Here is a 15785-nt window from a genome sequence, read left to right as displayed (position 1 = left end):
ATTTTGAGGCATCCATAAAAGATACGACATTTTGAAATGTAACAACCTCATCGGAGTTCCCTCCCTAAAATCTTGTGAACTATCAATAAATGAGTAAATTTGTTCCACGACATCCCGAAAAACGTTTGTAGAACGCTGGATTTTAGTTATATTTGTCCCGTTAACAGGTGATAAGACTTGTTGACGACATATTAAATAAAGGAAGCGTTTAGCTTTATCCCGTTTTAGAAATTCTGGTAAAATTTCATGTGGTACGGGGATAGACGATACAAACGCTCATGCTAATCTTGTATATATCAGTGATATATATGGCTTGGCGTGGGGTGTCGTTTTATCTTGTACCACGGGTTTACCAGAGCCTCTAAAACAGATAATTCTAACAGCCTCACGCTTTCCTTTTTATACAAACCTTTCCTGTCGAGGCTGTGGGAAGTAAATCACAGTATTATGAAACGAACTTTGCTGTTTCTGATGAGCGTAATAATGGTTCTTTCTACTTATGCTCAAAAATCCACTTCTATTAAGACTTTTGAATATCCTGATTATCTGTGCCCTAATCCCTATACGGGTAAACCGATATACGGTGGTAACACACTTGAAATTAGTTATTCAGAAAAGAAAAACTCCTATGGAATAGAGTTTAGATATGGCTATGTGAAATATTCGTTAAGCCTTAGTTATAAAGGCATGGATAATGGAAGATATGTTTATACAGGCTTTGAAATTGGAAACATGACGGAAGCTATTGTAATGACTTCTACAAAACTAAGTCGTTTCCTTGGTAACTATGGGCAGATGCAAAGTGAAACGTTTGAAAAGGATAAGCTGATTGAACTACATATAAGTGGCTCGGGGAGTTTGTCTGTCTATCCAATAAAAGATACCCCTGAAAGACGTAAAAGAATAGAAGAAAAAGTTGCTAAACAGGAAGCAGAAAATGCAGCCCGAAATAAACTCGAAGAACTTTATCCGTATGGCGTTCAATTCCTACAAGACAGTCTAAAACAACAAGTTGTTAAGGAGTTCTTCGACAATGCTGGTGAGGTTAAATCATTTAATTTACAGCCTCATTCTTTCCATACCTATACTGCTGTTATTGACACGAATAAACAGGTTACGGTCATTCAAAAAGATGAAGTTGTTTTGAATGCAGAGTTGCAAAATGAGCAATTACACGGTAGAATAGAATACGAACCGTCAAGCACAGGGGGAAAGACTGCGAAAGTCATTAACGGTAAAGTGTTCTTTAGTATGACATTTCACCCCAAGTTAAAAATAAAAGAGCATGAATGTTCTGTGCTTTATGATAAAAAAGAAAGTTCTTATTTGTATTTTAAATATCCATATAGAAGTTCGTTGTGGAATGATTCCAATCAAATAGAAGCACCTAAAGAAATAAGAAAGATAGTTGAGGATAACATTGTGAAAAAAGGAAAGTATTCTTTGTATTGGAAAACTGTAGATGAAAAACTTGTTTCTTTAAGCTATGTAAAACATGGCTTAGTAGATACAGTTCCTATTGAGGTATATTCAATATACAAGTAGATAACAACAATGAGGCTTCTAACGGAGCATATAAGATAGGGGTAGGGCAATAGTTGTCCTACCCTGTTTGTTATATTGGTTTTGTTTCTAATAGAGGGGTAAAAGATTCTTTAAATGCAAACTTCCTGTAACAATTCATTTGATTTTAAGGTTGTCTTCAGTATTGTGTATTGATGTTTATTAACTTCCAATAGATGTTTTTTAACTGGAAATTAACAGAAATGGTTTTCAATTTCTTCGTTATACGACCGAATAGAATATTGAAAACATGAGAAAAATAAAATTATTTAGCAACAATCATTTAATACGTGACGGACCAATTCCTTTGCCTTAAGTTTATGTTTCGTTCTAAACGAGATATGCAGTGATAAATTAAAAAGTATAAATCTAAAAATATAAAATTATGATAATAGAAACGTCAAAAGCCTATGGCATTACAGTTGGTCGTTGTAAGAGTAGGTTGTTTAATCTCATCAAGAATACGGATACAGATTCGGAGGCAGCTTTCACATTAGGAATGATGTATTTGAAAGGTCTAAACGTAGAACAAAATACGCATAAGGCAATGTTCTATTTAAACCAAGCAAGGAGTTTAGGGCATGATAAAGCAGACATTACATTTGCGTATCTTTATAAGTATGGGGCTCCCGATTTAGAGAAAGACCCTTTGGAGGCTGCCGAGTTTTTTAGGTGTGCAGCATTGTTTTCTAAAGATGAATTTAAGGAACTTGCATTCGTTGATGAGGATGCATTGTGGGAAGCCTTTAATCTATTTCTTTATGGTGGAGAATCAAGAGAACCATTGTGTGTGCGGTCTGCCTTGAGTGTATTATCTGATTTGAGGGAAAAAAGGAGTCCGTATGCATTGTATTTAACAGGGGAAATTTACCATAAAGGTTTGTATGGTGAGGATATTGACTTAGAGGTAGCATATAGTTTCTATCAAGAAGCTGCTGACCTTGGATGTGAGGAGGCTGAGGAAGTTCTTAATTTGAAGCCTTCTGATTCTATCCGGCATTGCAAATAAATACAAAAGGAATATTGAGTGACTTTTTGGATGTATTTGCACCAATTTGTCCGAAAACTTTAATCGAATTTTATTCGCAGGTAAAAAATAAGGAGTTAAGTATTAGCTTAACTCCTTGACTTATATTATATTGCAATGTTTTTAATCTTTGCTCATTTCATTACCCCCAGACGCGTACTCTACCGGGCTGAGCTACATCCCGAATTGCGGATGCAAAAGTAGTGCTTTATTTTTAATCTGCAAATAAATCGTTGATAAAATATATATAAATATATCTGTTTGTACTGTATCTTATTTGTTATCAGTGTTATATAATCGTGTTGTGAAGTGCTGCTTAGATTAAACTCTAAATAGGATAAAACAGCTTCGTTAGCTGTTTTCTTATAACACTGGCATATAAATCTTGATTTATAATTCAACTACTGATTCGCATTTATATCTAAATTTGCATCACCGAAGAGTAGTTATATGGATGTAGAATTTGAAAAGGAGTATTTGGCAGAACTTTATGAAAAAGGAAAAACCGATGAAAGGTGATAAAAAAGGACTTTCTTTTTTACGTATCAACGGCCAATATAAGCTTGAATTTCGGGAAATAGCTAATGCGGGTAATCAAGCAGTCATAGAGATATGCTCTTTGGTGGATATTACAAATCATTATAAATAGGAGGAACTATGGGTATAGCAGCAAATAATTTACATAACAACAGAATTTGCCTTGCTTTTAGAGGCAGCTTTGAGTATCAATGCTGATTTGCTTGTAAGAATGCAGACGGATTACAATATACAGGTAGCACGAAAGAATGACTCTTTGGGTGAAAAGCTAAACAATATAAAGAAATTAGCTGCTGTGTTTTGAAAATAGTTCTTGGTATGATATTATAAAAACAAGAATAAGGTTTTTAACAGGGCACTTAAAACATGGCTAGGGCAATAGTTGTCCTACCTTATTTGTTATAATGGGTTTGTCCCTAATAGACGTGTTTAAGAATGTCTGCAAAATTTTTCAATGCAATACGGAATCTTAATCACTGATATTCCTTCGGTGTATTATGCTTGAGGGGATGCTGAAAGACATTCTTTGAAAAGATATTGCTCCTCAAGACAACACCTTTTATCCTTCAAGACGACTCCCTTATCCTTCAAGACAACACCTTTTATCCTTCAAGACAACACCTTTTATCCTTCAAGACATTTTTTTTATATGCTGAGGTAAAAGTCGTTACATGCACTCTCTATAGAAATCGAACATTTCGAATATCGTATCTTTATCAGCCGTCTGGTTCAGACAAATGTCTCCGACTTCTTTCAATAGCGTAAAGTTAATGACACCGGAGGTATTCTTCTTATCGTGCTTCATCAGTTCATAAAGTTGGTCGTACTGCTTACAGTTAAAGGCAAAACCACCGTAGTTCTCTTTTACGAACTGAATGGTTTGGCGCATTTTGTCTTTTGGAAAGCCTACTTTTATATAAGAAAGGTACAGTTCGCAAACAATTCCCCAGGCAACGGCATAGCCATGCAGCACAGGGCGTCCTTCGGCAAGGGCAAGGCTTTCGAAAGCATGCCCTACGGTATGTCCCAGGTTCAGGGCCTTGCGGATGCCGTGTTCCAGCGGATCTTGTTCCACGATGTTTTCTTTTACTTGTACGGAGCGACCTACCATTGACTTCAGGGCTGCGTAATCTATCTTGTCCGTATCAAAAGCCAATAATTCCGCCAGATGTTCCGGAGTGCTGATCAGTCCGTGCTTCAACATTTCGGCATAACCGGAGAAGAAGTTATGGGCATCGAGGCTGCGCAGAAATTCTGTTTCAAGGAGTACGCTGGCGGCAGGAGCGAAGACGCCGATTTCATTCTTCAGCCCGTTGAAGTTGATACCTGTCTTGCCTCCTACGGAAGCATCTACCATAGCCAGCAGGGTAGTAGGGATATTGATATAAGCAATGCCCCGCTTAAATGTAGAGGCGGCGAAACCACCCAGGTCGGTCACCATGCCACCTCCCAGATTGATAAGCAATGAATGGCGCGTTGCTCCTTTTTCACTCAGGGCTTGCCAGACGGAAGCCAGGGTTTCGAGGTTCTTGTGTATATCTTCGGCACCGATAATGATTTCCGTTGCTTCTTTCAATGTCGGAATGTTGCTGAGTTGTGGCAAGCAAAGGCGATGTGTATGCTCGTCAGTCAGGATAAAGAGCTTGTCATGGGGGCAGTTCCCAATGGCAGTTGTTAAGCTGCTTTCCAGTTCTTCGAAGAGGATTACTTCTTGTTTACTCATGATGTATTTGTCTTTTTTTGCTCTGCAAAGATAATGCAAATCAAGTGCAAAACTTCCATACCGACATGAAAAAGTTATGCTGAGATGCAGCTTATCTTCTTTAAAGATAGGATTTCTCTGCGAAAGAAGTATCTTTGCAAATCATAAAACTTACATCACTTGGATAAATATTTCAGACTTCATAACTTATAATTTATAAAAAAATGAAAGCATTATTACCGGTATATTGCCGTCCGTTAGGATATTTTGTGATAGCATTGGCATTGTTTCTCCCTTTCCTGATGTTGATGATAGGGAAAATGACGGATGGTAACCTTTTGTTTTATAAAGAGTGCTCCAAGCTACTGATGATGCTGGGCGCGATGATGATTCTGTTTGCTTTTACAAAGAATGAAAGCAAGGAAACCGAACAGATACGCAATAAGGCTACCCGTAATGCCATATTCCTGACGGTGTTATTTATCTTTGGCGGTATGCTCTACCGGGTATGGAAAGGTGACATCATGAGTGTGGATACTTCCTCCTTTTTGATCTTCCTTATACTGAATATTCTTTGCTTGGAATTTGGTATAAAAAAAGCGACGGTTGATCGGTTATTTAAGCGAGATCGTCGATAATTAGGATATTTTATTTAATCCTCATTAAACTTTTCCATTGAAAGCTTGTCAAATGAAACAGTGTAAAAACAGACATTTTGTTTCATAAAAAACAGGCGCATGAAAAAAGTAATCATCGGAACAGTGTTATTGCTGACAACCACACTTTCCGTTTTCTCACAGACTAAGAACATTACCGTAGCGGGGCGTGTCATCGAGGATGACACGAAAGAGCCCGCAGTACAAGCCACAGTACAGTTACTTTCGTTACCTGACAGTGCATTTGCGGCGGGTATCGCCACTACAGCACAGGGATATTTTACCCTGCCCAAAGTAAAGGCTGGGAAGTATGTATTGAAAGTTTCCTATATCGGCTTCCAACCGACAATGCTTCCTTTGCAACTGTCGGCTCAAAACCCCAATAAGAATGTAGGTACGCTGGCTCTGAAGACAGATGCCGTGATGCTGGCAGAAGCGGTGGTTACCGCAGAAGCTCCACAAGTCACTGTCAGTGAAGATACATTAATGTATAATTCGTCAGCTTATCGTACCCCCGAAGGAGCCATGCTGGAAGAATTGGTGAAGAAACTTCCCGGTGCCGAGATTGATGACGATGGTAACGTGAAAATTAATGGTAAGGACCTGAAGAAGATCATGGTAGACGGAAAGGAATTCTTCGGTGGAGACGTGAAGACGGGTTTGAAGAATTTACCGGTGGACATGATTGACCGGTTGAAGACTTATGATAAGAAATCGGACCTGGCACGTATCACAGGTATTGATGACGGTGAAGAAGAAACCGTGCTCGACCTGACTGTTAAGAAAGGTATGAATCAGGGTTGGTTCGGTAATGCCGATGCTGCCGTAGGTACTGAAGATCGTTATGCAGGACGTTTGATGTTGAACCGCTTTGTGGATAATACACAAGTTTCTCTTATTGCCTCTGCCAACAATGTGAATAATCAGGGCTTTTCCGGTGGTGGCGGTGGCCCGCGTTGGCGTCGTAACAATGGTTTGAATGCTCCTAAGGAACTGGGACTTAACTTTGCTACCGAAACTGCTAAATTGGAGTTAGGCGGTAGTGCCCGTTACAACTACAATGATGCTGACATTGCCAATGTCAACTCATCCGAGCGTTTCTTACAGAATGGTAATTCATATTCCAATTCAAACTCTCTCAACAGGAACAAGAATTCGACATTTAATGCTGATTTCCGTTTGGAGTGGAAGCCGGATTCAATGACGAATATCATCTTCCGTCCGAACTTCTCTTATGGAAAGACGGATAATTCTTCCAGTTCCTTGTCGGGAACCTTCAATGCGGATCCTTACAGTCTGGTTACTAACCCGAATGACTATCTTGATTTTGATGTGATAAATAATGAAGACCCGTTGAAGGATATTCGTGTGAATGCTACAAACACGGGTTCACTTTCCGATAGCAAGACCGTTTCAACGGATGCTACTTTGCAGATCAATCGCAAACTGAATGATAAGGGACGTAATGTTACATTCCGCGGACGCTTTGGTTATGGAGATAATGACAATAACCAGTATACGGAGTCGATGACACGTTATTATCAGATTCCTACAAACCCGGACTCTACGTTGATCCGTAACCAGTATATCACTACGCCGACGAATAATTATAGTTATAGTGCACAGGTTACGTATAGTGAACCGATTGCACGGGCTACTTTCTTGCAGTTCAGTTATCAGTTCCAGTATAAGTACAGTGAGAGTGACAAGACGACTTTCGACTTATACAAGATCAATCCAGAGTGGGGAATTGGCGACCCGTTGCCAGTGGGCTATCAGAATCATGCGGTAGATAGTTTAGGTAAGTATGCCGAGTACAGATACTACAACCATGATGCTTCTGTATCCTTGCGTTTCATCCGTGAGAAGTACCAGTTGAGTACCGGTATTTCTTTCCAACCGCAGAACTCAAAACTGTCTTATAAGAAAGGAGACTATATGATTGATACGACGCGTTCGGTATTCAACTTTGCTCCGAATATTGATTTCCGTTACCGTTTCTCGAAAGTAAGCCAGTTGCGCTTCAACTATCGTGGACGTACCGGCCAGCCCAGCATGGAGAACTTGTTGCCGATTGTAGACAACTCTAATCCGCTGAATATCCGTGTCGGTAATCCGGGTTTGAAACCTTCGTTCACGCACTCTATGCGTTTGTTCTACAATACGTATAATGCAGAACTCCAGCGGGGTATCATGACTCATGCCAGCTTCTCGGCTACGCAGAACAGCATCAGTAACAGTACCGAATACGATGATCAAACCGGTGCGCGTACTACTACACCGAAGAATATCAATGGTAACTGGAGTGCTTTCGGTATGTTTGGTTTCAATACCGCATTGAAGAATAAGAAGTACACTATCAACTCATTCACCAATGTCAATTACCAGAATAATGTGGCATTTTTATATAATCAGGATACCAAAGTGGATGATAAGAATAAGACAACAGGGTTGACGTTGAGTGAGCGTTTGAATGGTGCTTACCGTAACGACTGGTTCGAATTCGGCCTGAATGGTTCTATCTCTTATACTGCTGAGCGTAGTAAACTGCGTCCAGAGAATAATCAGGAACCTTACACGTTCTCTTATGGTGCCAATACTCAGTTGATGGCTCCCTGGAACATGACTTTCACTACTAATATTGCTAATCAGAGCCGTCGTGGTTATACAGATGCCAGTATGAACCGTAATGAATTGATCTGGAATGCACAGCTTTCGCAAACCTTCCTGAAAGGCGCGGCTACTATCAGCCTTGAACTCTATGACATTTTGAAACAGCAAAGTAACATTAGCCGTTCATTAACAGCAGATGGCCGTTCGGTTTCCGAATATAATGGTATCAATAGTTATTGCATGGTACACTTCATCTATCGTCTGAATATCTTCGGTAGCAAGGCTGCCCGTGAAAAGATGCAGGGTAGAGGTGGATTCGGTGGTCATGGAGGTCCCGGCGGACCTGGTGGTCGTCCCGGTGGTTTTGGTGGCGGACGTCGTTTCTAAAGTTTCCTAACCAGTTTTTGTGATAAGTTTCCCCTTCCATTCGCTTTCGCTGAAAGAGATGGAAGGGGATTCTGTTTTTTAGCGTTTCCCTACACTGAAACAAAAGCCTACATGAAATTCGATTCCTATGTTGCGAGGGGAGACAAGTGTCTGGTTTTCCTGGATGGAATATTTGAAAATGTCTTTAGGAAATTCTTTATCAATGGGAAGAAAACCGTATTCGGCACCGATACCGGCAAAAAGTTGTTTGTATTTGAAATCTACTCCGAGACTTAAACCGATGTCCAGGCGTTTCAGTCCATCGTTTTTATCGAATGTCTTATGCGTTGTTTTACCTTCCATCAATCTGTTATCTCCACCAGATGTGAGGTCGTCGGAGTCGATTTTTTCCTGGCTGGCAAGTATCCAGTTCACTTTGCTTTTTCCGCCAATTCCATAAGCGATGTATGGACCTCCGCTGAATTGAAATCCGCAGTTGTTATTCAAAGGCAGATATGCGGCAACTTTGATGGGAACTTGTAAATAGATTCCGTTTATTTTAGAATCAATCCCCAATACCATGTAGGTTTGTTTGCCTTCCTCATTAGTGCCAAGGGCTGTTATTCCTTCGTCAACAGAGTAGCTTCTGTTCAGGAACTGTAGCCCTGTTTGCATGGACCAAGTCTTGTCAATAGGTAGCTCAACACCTACTCCGAAACGATATCCAAAGTTAGCATTGTAATTTTCATTCTTGGTGATGCCGGTCAACCCAGTGCCGCCTTGTACGTTGATTTTTACTTGCGAATGACAGATAGTAGTTGACAAACCCAATAAGAGGGCGATTAAAAGCTGTTTTTTCATATTTCATAGTATTAGTGTGTAATTATGCAAATATATGTAAATACTTTAAATTCAATCTCTTTTTTCTTATAAAAAAACAGGAATTCTTTTATTTTCTCTATATTTGCTTTTGTGATTGACTGGAACTATATACTCAACCAAGTAGCTACCGTCGCCTTTGATATTATTTACTTTGGCGCTATCATCGGAACAATTGTTGTCATTATCCTCGACAATCGTAATCCGGTGAAGACGCTTGCATGGATACTGGTATTGATGTTCCTGCCTGTTGTGGGGTTAGTCTTCTATTTCTTTTTCGGACGAAGCCGCAGGCGGGAGCGCATCATAGGGCAGAAGATTTATAACCGTCTGCTGAATAAACCGATGGTGGAGTATCTGGCGCAGGATGCCACTACTTTGCCAATGGCTTACAGTCGGCTTATTTCCCTGTTCCGCAACACGACCCAGGCATTCCCTTTCGACGGTAACCGTATCGAAATCTATACCAATGGCGGCTCTATGCTGCAATCCTTGTTGAGGGAACTGCAGAATGCCCGGCAACATATCCATATTGAATTTTATATCTTTGAAGATGATGCTATCGGACGTATGGTACGCGATGTATTGGTGGAGAAAGCGCGGGCAGGCGTTGAAGTGCGTCTTATCTATGACGATGTAGGATGCTGGCATGTGCCCAACCGGTTCTATGATGAGATGCTTTCGGCAGGCATTGAAGTGCGTAGTTTCCTGAAAGTACGTTTTCCGCTGTTCACTAGTAAGGTGAACTACCGTAATCACCGTAAGATTGTGGTGATTGACGGGCGTGTGGGATTTGTAGGTGGAATGAATCTGGCAGAACGTTATATGCGTGGTTTCTCATGGGGTATCTGGCGTGATACCCATCTTTTACTGGAAGGTAAAGCCGTGCATGGTCTGCAGACTGCTTTCCTGCTCGACTGGTATTTTGTTGACCGTACTTTGATCAGTGCTTCCCGTTACTTTCCGAAGATGGAAGCGACCGGCACTTCTTTGGTGCAGATTGTGACGAGTGACCCCATTGGTCCCTGGAAAGAGATTATGCAAGGATTGAGTATGGCAATTTCCGGTGCAAAGAAATACTTCTATATACAGACTCCTTATTTTCTGCCTACGGAACAGATTTTGGCCGCTATGCAAACTGCGGCATTGGCAGGAGTGGATGTACGTCTGATGTTGCCAATGCGTGCGGATAATCGTCTGACGCATTTGGGTTCCTGTTCGTATCTGGCGGATATATTGCAAGCGGGTGTAAAAATCTATTTCTATAAAAAAGGCTTCTTGCATTCCAAGCTGATGGTATCAGATGATGAGCTTTCCACTGTTGGTTCTACCAATGTGGACTTTCGTAGCTTTGAGCATAATTTTGAAGTGAATGCTTTCATTTATGATACGGAAACGGCATTGCAAATGCGGGAGATCTTTCTTCAGGATCAGCGCGACTGTGTACAAGTCTTCCTTAAAAACTGGGTGAAGCGTCCTTGGTGGCGGAAAGCTGCCGAGAGTGTGGTGCGCTTGATGGCACCGCTTTTATAATGAAGAATGAAGAACGAAAAATGAAGAATTACCATGCGGCATCATTGCGCAGCTAATTCTTCATTTTTCGTTCTTCATTTAAATATCGAGAAGTTTACACTTCCATATACCCGCCGTTCCACAAAGTTCGGATGATTCTCGAAGTTGTCTTTCTTGCCGTGTTCCAATACAAACAGACCTCCTTCTTTCAGCAGGTTATTTTCAAAGATAAGATTGGGAAGGGTTTCCAGTCCTTGCAATTCATACGGAGGATCGGCAAAAATGAAATCGAACTGTTCGCGTCCCCCTTTGATGAACTTGAATACATCGCCACGGATGGGGATACAAGTATCATCCTTCACTTCCTGCATGATTTTGCAAATGAAAGCGTGGTGATCCCGGTCTTTTTCAACGCTGATTACACGATTGCAACCGCGTGATACCAGTTCTATACTGATGCTGCCTGTGCCTGCAAAGAGGTCGAGGGCAGATACACCATCTTCAAAATCCAGATAGTTGGCAAGTACATTAAACAGATTCTCTTTGGCAAAGTCTGTTGTGGGACGCGCCTTGAAGGTACGAGGTACGTCAAATCTTCTTCTTTTATATATTCCGCTGATTACTCGCATAGGGTTATGGCTTGTAGGTCGAGGTTAGTGGCAGGGTTCATGACGAATACCTGCCGGATGAATTTTCGTAGTTCACTGAGCAAAGTTTCTTTGTCGGACAACTCACCGGTGAGATGTAGTTCGTCGCGTTCTTGTTCGAAACCAAGCTGTTTCCATATATATAATAGGTAATAGATACGGTCTGCTGTCTGTTTGCACTCAAAAGAGTTGGCAAGGAGCAGGTGATTGCGGTCGTAGCAATATAGTTCGGCAGCATCTTTCCGCAGGTGCACATACATTTTCCGACTGTTTCCCAAGCGGCTTTTACTGGAGAAGTGTTCAATGAATGAACTTGCTTGTGAATAAAACCTCACATCAGGATATTGTTCGCAAAGAAATGAACGGGCACTTTTGTCCATACTGAACAGTACTACAGTATTATTTTTCCGCAGAATGTTGTATTGTATAACCTCATTCTCCCGTTTAGGATGGTTATGGTAAAAGAGCATTTCTGTTTGCTCGTCTTCGAAAAACTCCAACGGTACAAGGGTAAAGCGTTTACCTGCCATGAGTATATTTACCCGGCGGTAAGGATGTTTTAACCATTCTACTTCGCGGAAAGTCCGTTTCAGGTTGGCTGTGAGGGAGAGTGATTCTTCTACTTTACGGTCAAAGAAAAAGAGTTCACCCTCATTGAGAGGGTTGAATACAGAAAAAGAAAATCCATCCGCACTGAGGCGGATGGATAACGTATATTGTTCCGATTTACTAAAGTCAATCGTTTCTATCATACAGAGTTGAGGATAGGAATTATTCCCAGTTACCTGCGTTATTGTTAGCAGTTTCCAAGCTACCGATCATCAGACCACAATATTTACCCAACTTGGTTTGTACGTCTTTCATGTTAGCAATTTCTTGCTTGTCCAGACCGTTCAGGTAAGTTTCGTACGGAGTCTTAACTTCGAGCAGGCAGAAAGGAGCACCGGATTTAGCAGTATCATTTCTGATAGCCATCTCGAACTGTGCACCGTTACCGTAAGGTACATATCTCATGGAGTCGGGATTGAAACCTTTGGGGAATACAGTATCCAATACGGCAACCCACAGAGTATCACGTTTGAAGTTTTCCAGACCGGCTTTCTTTACTTCATCGTATTTACCTGTTTTCTTTGCTTTGTTGATGATAGCAATAGCTTTCTTTTCTGTCATGCCATCTTCCAACTGCTTGTCATTCAATTCACCTTCTTTGTAGATGAAAGGCAACTTCTGGTTTTTAACAAAGTTGATCAAAGTGTCGAAACTTGCTGTGTACTGTTGGTGATTCAAGTTACGGTACTCCTGCTGTGCTTTACGGATGTCCATTAAACGGGCAATAACTGCCTTCTCTCTGTGCTTTCTTGCCTTTTCGAAATTAATAGGACCCATAATGCTGGTATAGCAGATGTAGATCAGTACCACTGCACACAAGCCTAAAATGACATTAAATACTGTTTTCATGATAAATATGTTTTTTAGTTGTTATATTCGTACCGCAAAAATAAAATAAATAATTCTAATGGCGATAGTTCCTGTAACTTTTTTCTATTACAAAAATGATAAATAACTATTTAGAAACGCAAATTAAGGAAAATTTTCCTTATGAACCAACTTTTGAGCAAGAAATAGTACTAAAATCATTGGCTACCTTCTTGCTATCTCCTCGTAACGATGCGGTTTTTGTGCTGCGCGGATACGCTGGTACGGGAAAAACTTCACTGGTTGGAGCATTGGTACGGACATTGGATAAGTTGCAACAGAAGTCAATTCTGCTGGCTCCTACAGGGCGGGCGGCGAAAGTCTTTTCTGCTTATGCGGGGCATCCGGCGTTTACTATTCACAAAAAGATTTACCGTCAGCAATCTTTCTCCAACGAGGTGAGTAACTTCTCGGTGAATGATAATTTGACTACACATACCTTATATATAGTGGATGAGGCTTCGATGATTTCGAACGAGGGCTTATCCGGTGCTGTGTTCGGTACAGGGCGTTTGCTGGACGATCTGATACAGTTTGTTTACTCCGGTACAGGATGCCGTCTGGTGTTGATGGGCGATACAGCGCAGCTTCCTCCGGTGGGTGAGGAGCAGAGCCCTGCCTTATTTGCTGAAGCTTTGAAAGGATATGGACTGGAAGTGATAGAGGTCGATTTGACGCAAGTAGTGCGTCAGGTGCAGGACTCCGGTATTTTGTGGAATGCTACCCGGTTGCGCCAACTTATAGCCGAAGATGCCTGTGAAAGTTTGCCAAAGATAAAGGTGTCGGGGTTTGCTGATATAAAAATAGTTCCGGGCGACGAACTGATAGATACGCTGAGTACTTGCTACGACCGTGACGGGATGGATGAGACCATTGTCGTATGCCGTTCCAATAAGCGGGCGAATATCTACAATAATGGTATACGTGCGCAAATCCTTTGGCGGGAGGATGAATTGAATACAGGTGACTTGCTGATGGTGGCAAAGAATAATTACTACTGGACGGAGAAAAGTAAAGAAATGGATTTCATAGCCAATGGTGAAATAGCTGTTCTTCGCCGGATGCGCCGGACGCGTGAGTTGTATGGTTTCCGTTTTGCGGAAGTCCTACTCGCTTTTCCTGATTACGGGGACTTTGAACTGGAAGTTAATCTGCTGCTGGATACCTTGCATACTGATGCGCCAGCCTTGCCAAAGGCAGACAATGATCGGCTTTTCTATGCCGTACTCGAAGATTACGCTGATATTTCCATGAAGCGCGATAGGATGAAAAAGATGAAGGCGGACCCGCATTATAATGCCTTGCAAGTGAAGTATGCCTATGCCGTTACTTGCCACAAAGCGCAGGGGGGGCAATGGAAGAATGTATTTCTCGATCAGGGATATATGACGGATGAGTATCTGACACCGGATTATTTCCGCTGGTTATATACAGCTTTTACCCGTGCTACAGGTACTTTGTATCTGGTGAATTATCCGAAAGAGCAAATACTATAAATCGTTGGAACTAAAAAAATATCTGTTCTCATGCAGTAATTAACTATTTGCTGCATTTTCATTATACGAATCCGATATAAAAGCTAAAACAATGAGACACATCTATTCTATTTTAATGTTGATTTCACTCTTGTTTGTGGGCACCGCATGCGAGGATGATTATCGTGATATGGTGTTTTTTACGGGAGAGGCGCCTATTTATCAAGTTGGCACTTGCGGGAACATATTTAGTTCCGCGAATCTCTATCTGAATAAACCGGAAGGTATTATTGTCGGTGTGGATGGTGGAGACGGTAACTATTCCATAGTGAACGGTGACGATGCCATAGTAACTGCTGCTTTTGTAAAAAGTGAAAGTGGGTACCAACGTATACAGATTATTCCTAAAGCCGAAGGTGAGACGGGAATTACGGTAAGAGATGGTAGTGGTTCTTCAGCTTTACTGAGAGTGAAGGTAGATGAATGCCTGAAATTGGTTTGGTCTAAAGTGAAGGATGGTATCGTGGTTCCCGGAGCTACAGAAGAACAACAGAAGAATATAGCGGATGCATTCACTGACTTTTTTACCGTAAAGGTGGGAGGACGTTATGAGATGATACCGGACAATGAATCTGAAATGTTGGAAAAAGGAACCTTGCGTGTTCATCCGGATAATTCTACTATTGCTCCTTTCATAGGACGATATGAAAGAGTTCCGGTTGTTGAAGATGAAAAGGAACGCTTAGGTCTGCTATTTGAGTATAATGGCGAAAAGCATCTTTATACTTTCAATGGTCCTGATCTGACCAGAACGTCTGTAATGGAATATATGGACTTTTGGGAAAATGTTACCGAGATCTGTCCGGTAGAAGTCCCGGCTGGATGTAAAGTTTATCATGTGGAACGCTTGAAACCATATGATGAGAGTGGGGAATAATTGAAAAAGATATACTAATCTAACCTTTTTTGTCAAGAGAGAATTTATGTTTGTTTAACGGGACGGGAGGGCTTCGGCTTTCCCGTTTCTATTTTCTGCAAACAGATGATGTGTTTACCTTAAACGGATGATGTGTTTTACCCAAACAGATGGTTTGTTTGGGGTGATTACATCGTTTGTTTTACTCCATTACATGGTATGTTATCCTGTAAAACATACTATCTTAACTCATTTCACTTCTATAGATACAAAAAGAGAGGAGAAACCTTCGCTTCTCCTCTCTACTATATATCTTCCCGAAACTAAATCAGGATTACATTGACAAAGATACGATATTAGGATGTCAAAGTCAAGTCTTTTGCCGGTTATTTACTTGCACAGGCGAATAATAATCC

General features: G+C 41.1%; 13 protein-coding genes and 1 pseudogene. 9 read left to right on the top strand and 5 right to left on the bottom strand.

Translation table 11 applies throughout. The features are described 5' to 3' along the window. The first annotated feature begins 447 nt into the window (after positions 1 to 447). The 4 genes and pseudogenes from BACINT_RS21320 to BACINT_RS24800 all read left to right on the top strand — a co-directional run. On the top strand, positions 448 to 1545 hold the full coding sequence (locus BACINT_RS21320) for a hypothetical protein (RefSeq protein ID WP_007667164.1): 1098 nt from the start codon (positions 448 to 450) through the stop codon (positions 1543 to 1545). Between the two features lie 403 nt (positions 1546 to 1948). Continuing rightward, positions 1949 to 2572 (top strand): tetratricopeptide repeat protein, encoded by a 624-nt coding sequence (locus BACINT_RS23415; RefSeq protein ID WP_007667162.1) that lies wholly within the window; start codon positions 1949 to 1951, stop codon positions 2570 to 2572. Between the two features lie 508 nt (positions 2573 to 3080). Beyond that, complete coding sequence (locus BACINT_RS21310; RefSeq protein ID WP_007667160.1) at positions 3081 to 3239, top strand: hypothetical protein; 159 nt, start codon at positions 3081 to 3083, stop codon at positions 3237 to 3239. A gap of 33 nt (positions 3240 to 3272) precedes the next feature. Then, positions 3273 to 3431 (top strand): annotated as a pseudogene (locus tag BACINT_RS24800) (HigA family addiction module antitoxin); the annotation flags it as partial. A gap of 363 nt (positions 3432 to 3794) precedes the next feature. Here the strand turns inward: BACINT_RS24800 and aroB are convergent. After that, positions 3795 to 4850, bottom strand: coding sequence for a 3-dehydroquinate synthase (aroB, locus tag BACINT_RS21300; RefSeq protein ID WP_007667156.1), 1056 nt, complete (start codon positions 4848 to 4850; stop codon positions 3795 to 3797). Between the two features lie 203 nt (positions 4851 to 5053). Between aroB and BACINT_RS21295 the strand changes: the two genes are divergently transcribed. Next, positions 5054 to 5467 (top strand): hypothetical protein, encoded by a 414-nt coding sequence (locus tag BACINT_RS21295; protein WP_007667155.1) that lies wholly within the window; start codon positions 5054 to 5056, stop codon positions 5465 to 5467. A 99-nt stretch (positions 5468 to 5566) separates the two neighbouring features. After that, positions 5567 to 8485 (top strand): TonB-dependent receptor, encoded by a 2919-nt coding sequence (locus BACINT_RS21290; RefSeq protein ID WP_007667154.1) that lies wholly within the window; start codon positions 5567 to 5569, stop codon positions 8483 to 8485. A gap of 78 nt (positions 8486 to 8563) precedes the next feature. Here the strand turns inward: BACINT_RS21290 and BACINT_RS21285 are convergent, their stop codons facing one another. Continuing rightward, entirely contained in the window at positions 8564 to 9325 is a 762-nt protein-coding gene (locus tag BACINT_RS21285; protein WP_007667153.1) for a porin family protein, read from the bottom strand. A gap of 111 nt (positions 9326 to 9436) precedes the next feature. Between BACINT_RS21285 and cls the strand changes: the two genes are divergently transcribed. Further along, complete coding sequence (gene cls / locus BACINT_RS21280; protein WP_007667152.1) at positions 9437 to 10876, top strand: cardiolipin synthase; 1440 nt, start codon at positions 9437 to 9439, stop codon at positions 10874 to 10876. Positions 10877 to 10950: 74 nt separating this feature from the next. On the opposite strand, the gene BACINT_RS21275 is transcribed toward cls, so the two are convergent. The 3 genes from BACINT_RS21275 to BACINT_RS21265 are packed head-to-tail and all read right to left on the bottom strand — an operon-like array spanning position 10951 to position 12960. Then, positions 10951 to 11484 carry an RsmD family RNA methyltransferase gene (locus tag BACINT_RS21275; protein ID WP_007667146.1) on the bottom strand — a complete coding sequence of 178 codons (534 nt, stop codon included), beginning with the start codon at positions 11482 to 11484 and terminating at the stop codon, positions 10951 to 10953. Continuing rightward, complete coding sequence (locus tag BACINT_RS21270; protein WP_007667145.1) at positions 11475 to 12254, bottom strand: DUF3822 family protein; 780 nt, start codon at positions 12252 to 12254, stop codon at positions 11475 to 11477. The genes BACINT_RS21275 and BACINT_RS21270 overlap by 10 nt, the downstream gene beginning before the upstream one ends. Positions 12255 to 12273: 19 nt before the next feature. Beyond that, positions 12274 to 12960, bottom strand: a complete 687-nt coding sequence (locus tag BACINT_RS21265; RefSeq protein WP_007667144.1) for a hypothetical protein — start codon at positions 12958 to 12960, stop codon at positions 12274 to 12276. Positions 12961 to 13055: 95 nt separating this feature from the next. Between BACINT_RS21265 and BACINT_RS21260 the strand changes: the two genes are divergently transcribed. Both BACINT_RS21260 and BACINT_RS21255 read left to right on the top strand, forming a co-directional pair. Next, positions 13056 to 14474 (top strand): ATP-dependent DNA helicase, encoded by a 1419-nt coding sequence (locus tag BACINT_RS21260; protein ID WP_007667143.1) that lies wholly within the window; start codon positions 13056 to 13058, stop codon positions 14472 to 14474. 91 nt (positions 14475 to 14565) lie between these two features. After that, entirely contained in the window at positions 14566 to 15390 is an 825-nt protein-coding gene (locus tag BACINT_RS21255; protein ID WP_044155153.1) for a hypothetical protein, read from the top strand. Positions 15391 to 15785: the final 395 nt, after the last annotated feature.

Source organism: Bacteroides intestinalis DSM 17393, from assembly GCF_000172175.1.
GTDB lineage: Bacteria > Bacteroidota > Bacteroidia > Bacteroidales > Bacteroidaceae > Bacteroides > Bacteroides intestinalis.
The sequence above is the reverse complement of the archived record's forward strand: the minus strand, read 5'-3'. Positions and strand labels throughout refer to the sequence as shown.

What these genes read in the sequence shown, in the direction of transcription:
- BACINT_RS21260 (WP_007667143.1), top strand. Translation starts at nt 13,056, where the DNA reads ATGATAAATAACTATTTAGAAACGCAAATTAAGGAAAATTTTCCTTAT.
- BACINT_RS21265 (WP_007667144.1), bottom strand. Translation starts at nt 12,960, where the DNA reads ATGAAAACAGTATTTAATGTCATTTTAGGCTTGTGTGCAGTGGTACTG.
- BACINT_RS21320 (WP_007667164.1), top strand. Translation starts at nt 448, where the DNA reads ATGAAACGAACTTTGCTGTTTCTGATGAGCGTAATAATGGTTCTTTCT.
- BACINT_RS21285 (WP_007667153.1), bottom strand. Translation starts at nt 9,325, where the DNA reads ATGAAAAAACAGCTTTTAATCGCCCTCTTATTGGGTTTGTCAACTACT.
- BACINT_RS21295 (WP_007667155.1), top strand. Translation starts at nt 5,054, where the DNA reads ATGAAAGCATTATTACCGGTATATTGCCGTCCGTTAGGATATTTTGTG.
- BACINT_RS21255 (WP_044155153.1), top strand. Translation starts at nt 14,566, where the DNA reads ATGAGACACATCTATTCTATTTTAATGTTGATTTCACTCTTGTTTGTG.
- BACINT_RS21275 (WP_007667146.1), bottom strand. Translation starts at nt 11,484, where the DNA reads ATGCGAGTAATCAGCGGAATATATAAAAGAAGAAGATTTGACGTACCT.
- BACINT_RS21310 (WP_007667160.1), top strand. Translation starts at nt 3,081, where the DNA reads ATGAAAAAGGAAAAACCGATGAAAGGTGATAAAAAAGGACTTTCTTTT.
- BACINT_RS21270 (WP_007667145.1), bottom strand. Translation starts at nt 12,254, where the DNA reads ATGATAGAAACGATTGACTTTAGTAAATCGGAACAATATACGTTATCC.
- aroB (WP_007667156.1), bottom strand. Translation starts at nt 4,850, where the DNA reads ATGAGTAAACAAGAAGTAATCCTCTTCGAAGAACTGGAAAGCAGCTTA.
- BACINT_RS23415 (WP_007667162.1), top strand. Translation starts at nt 1,949, where the DNA reads ATGATAATAGAAACGTCAAAAGCCTATGGCATTACAGTTGGTCGTTGT.
- BACINT_RS21290 (WP_007667154.1), top strand. Translation starts at nt 5,567, where the DNA reads ATGAAAAAAGTAATCATCGGAACAGTGTTATTGCTGACAACCACACTT.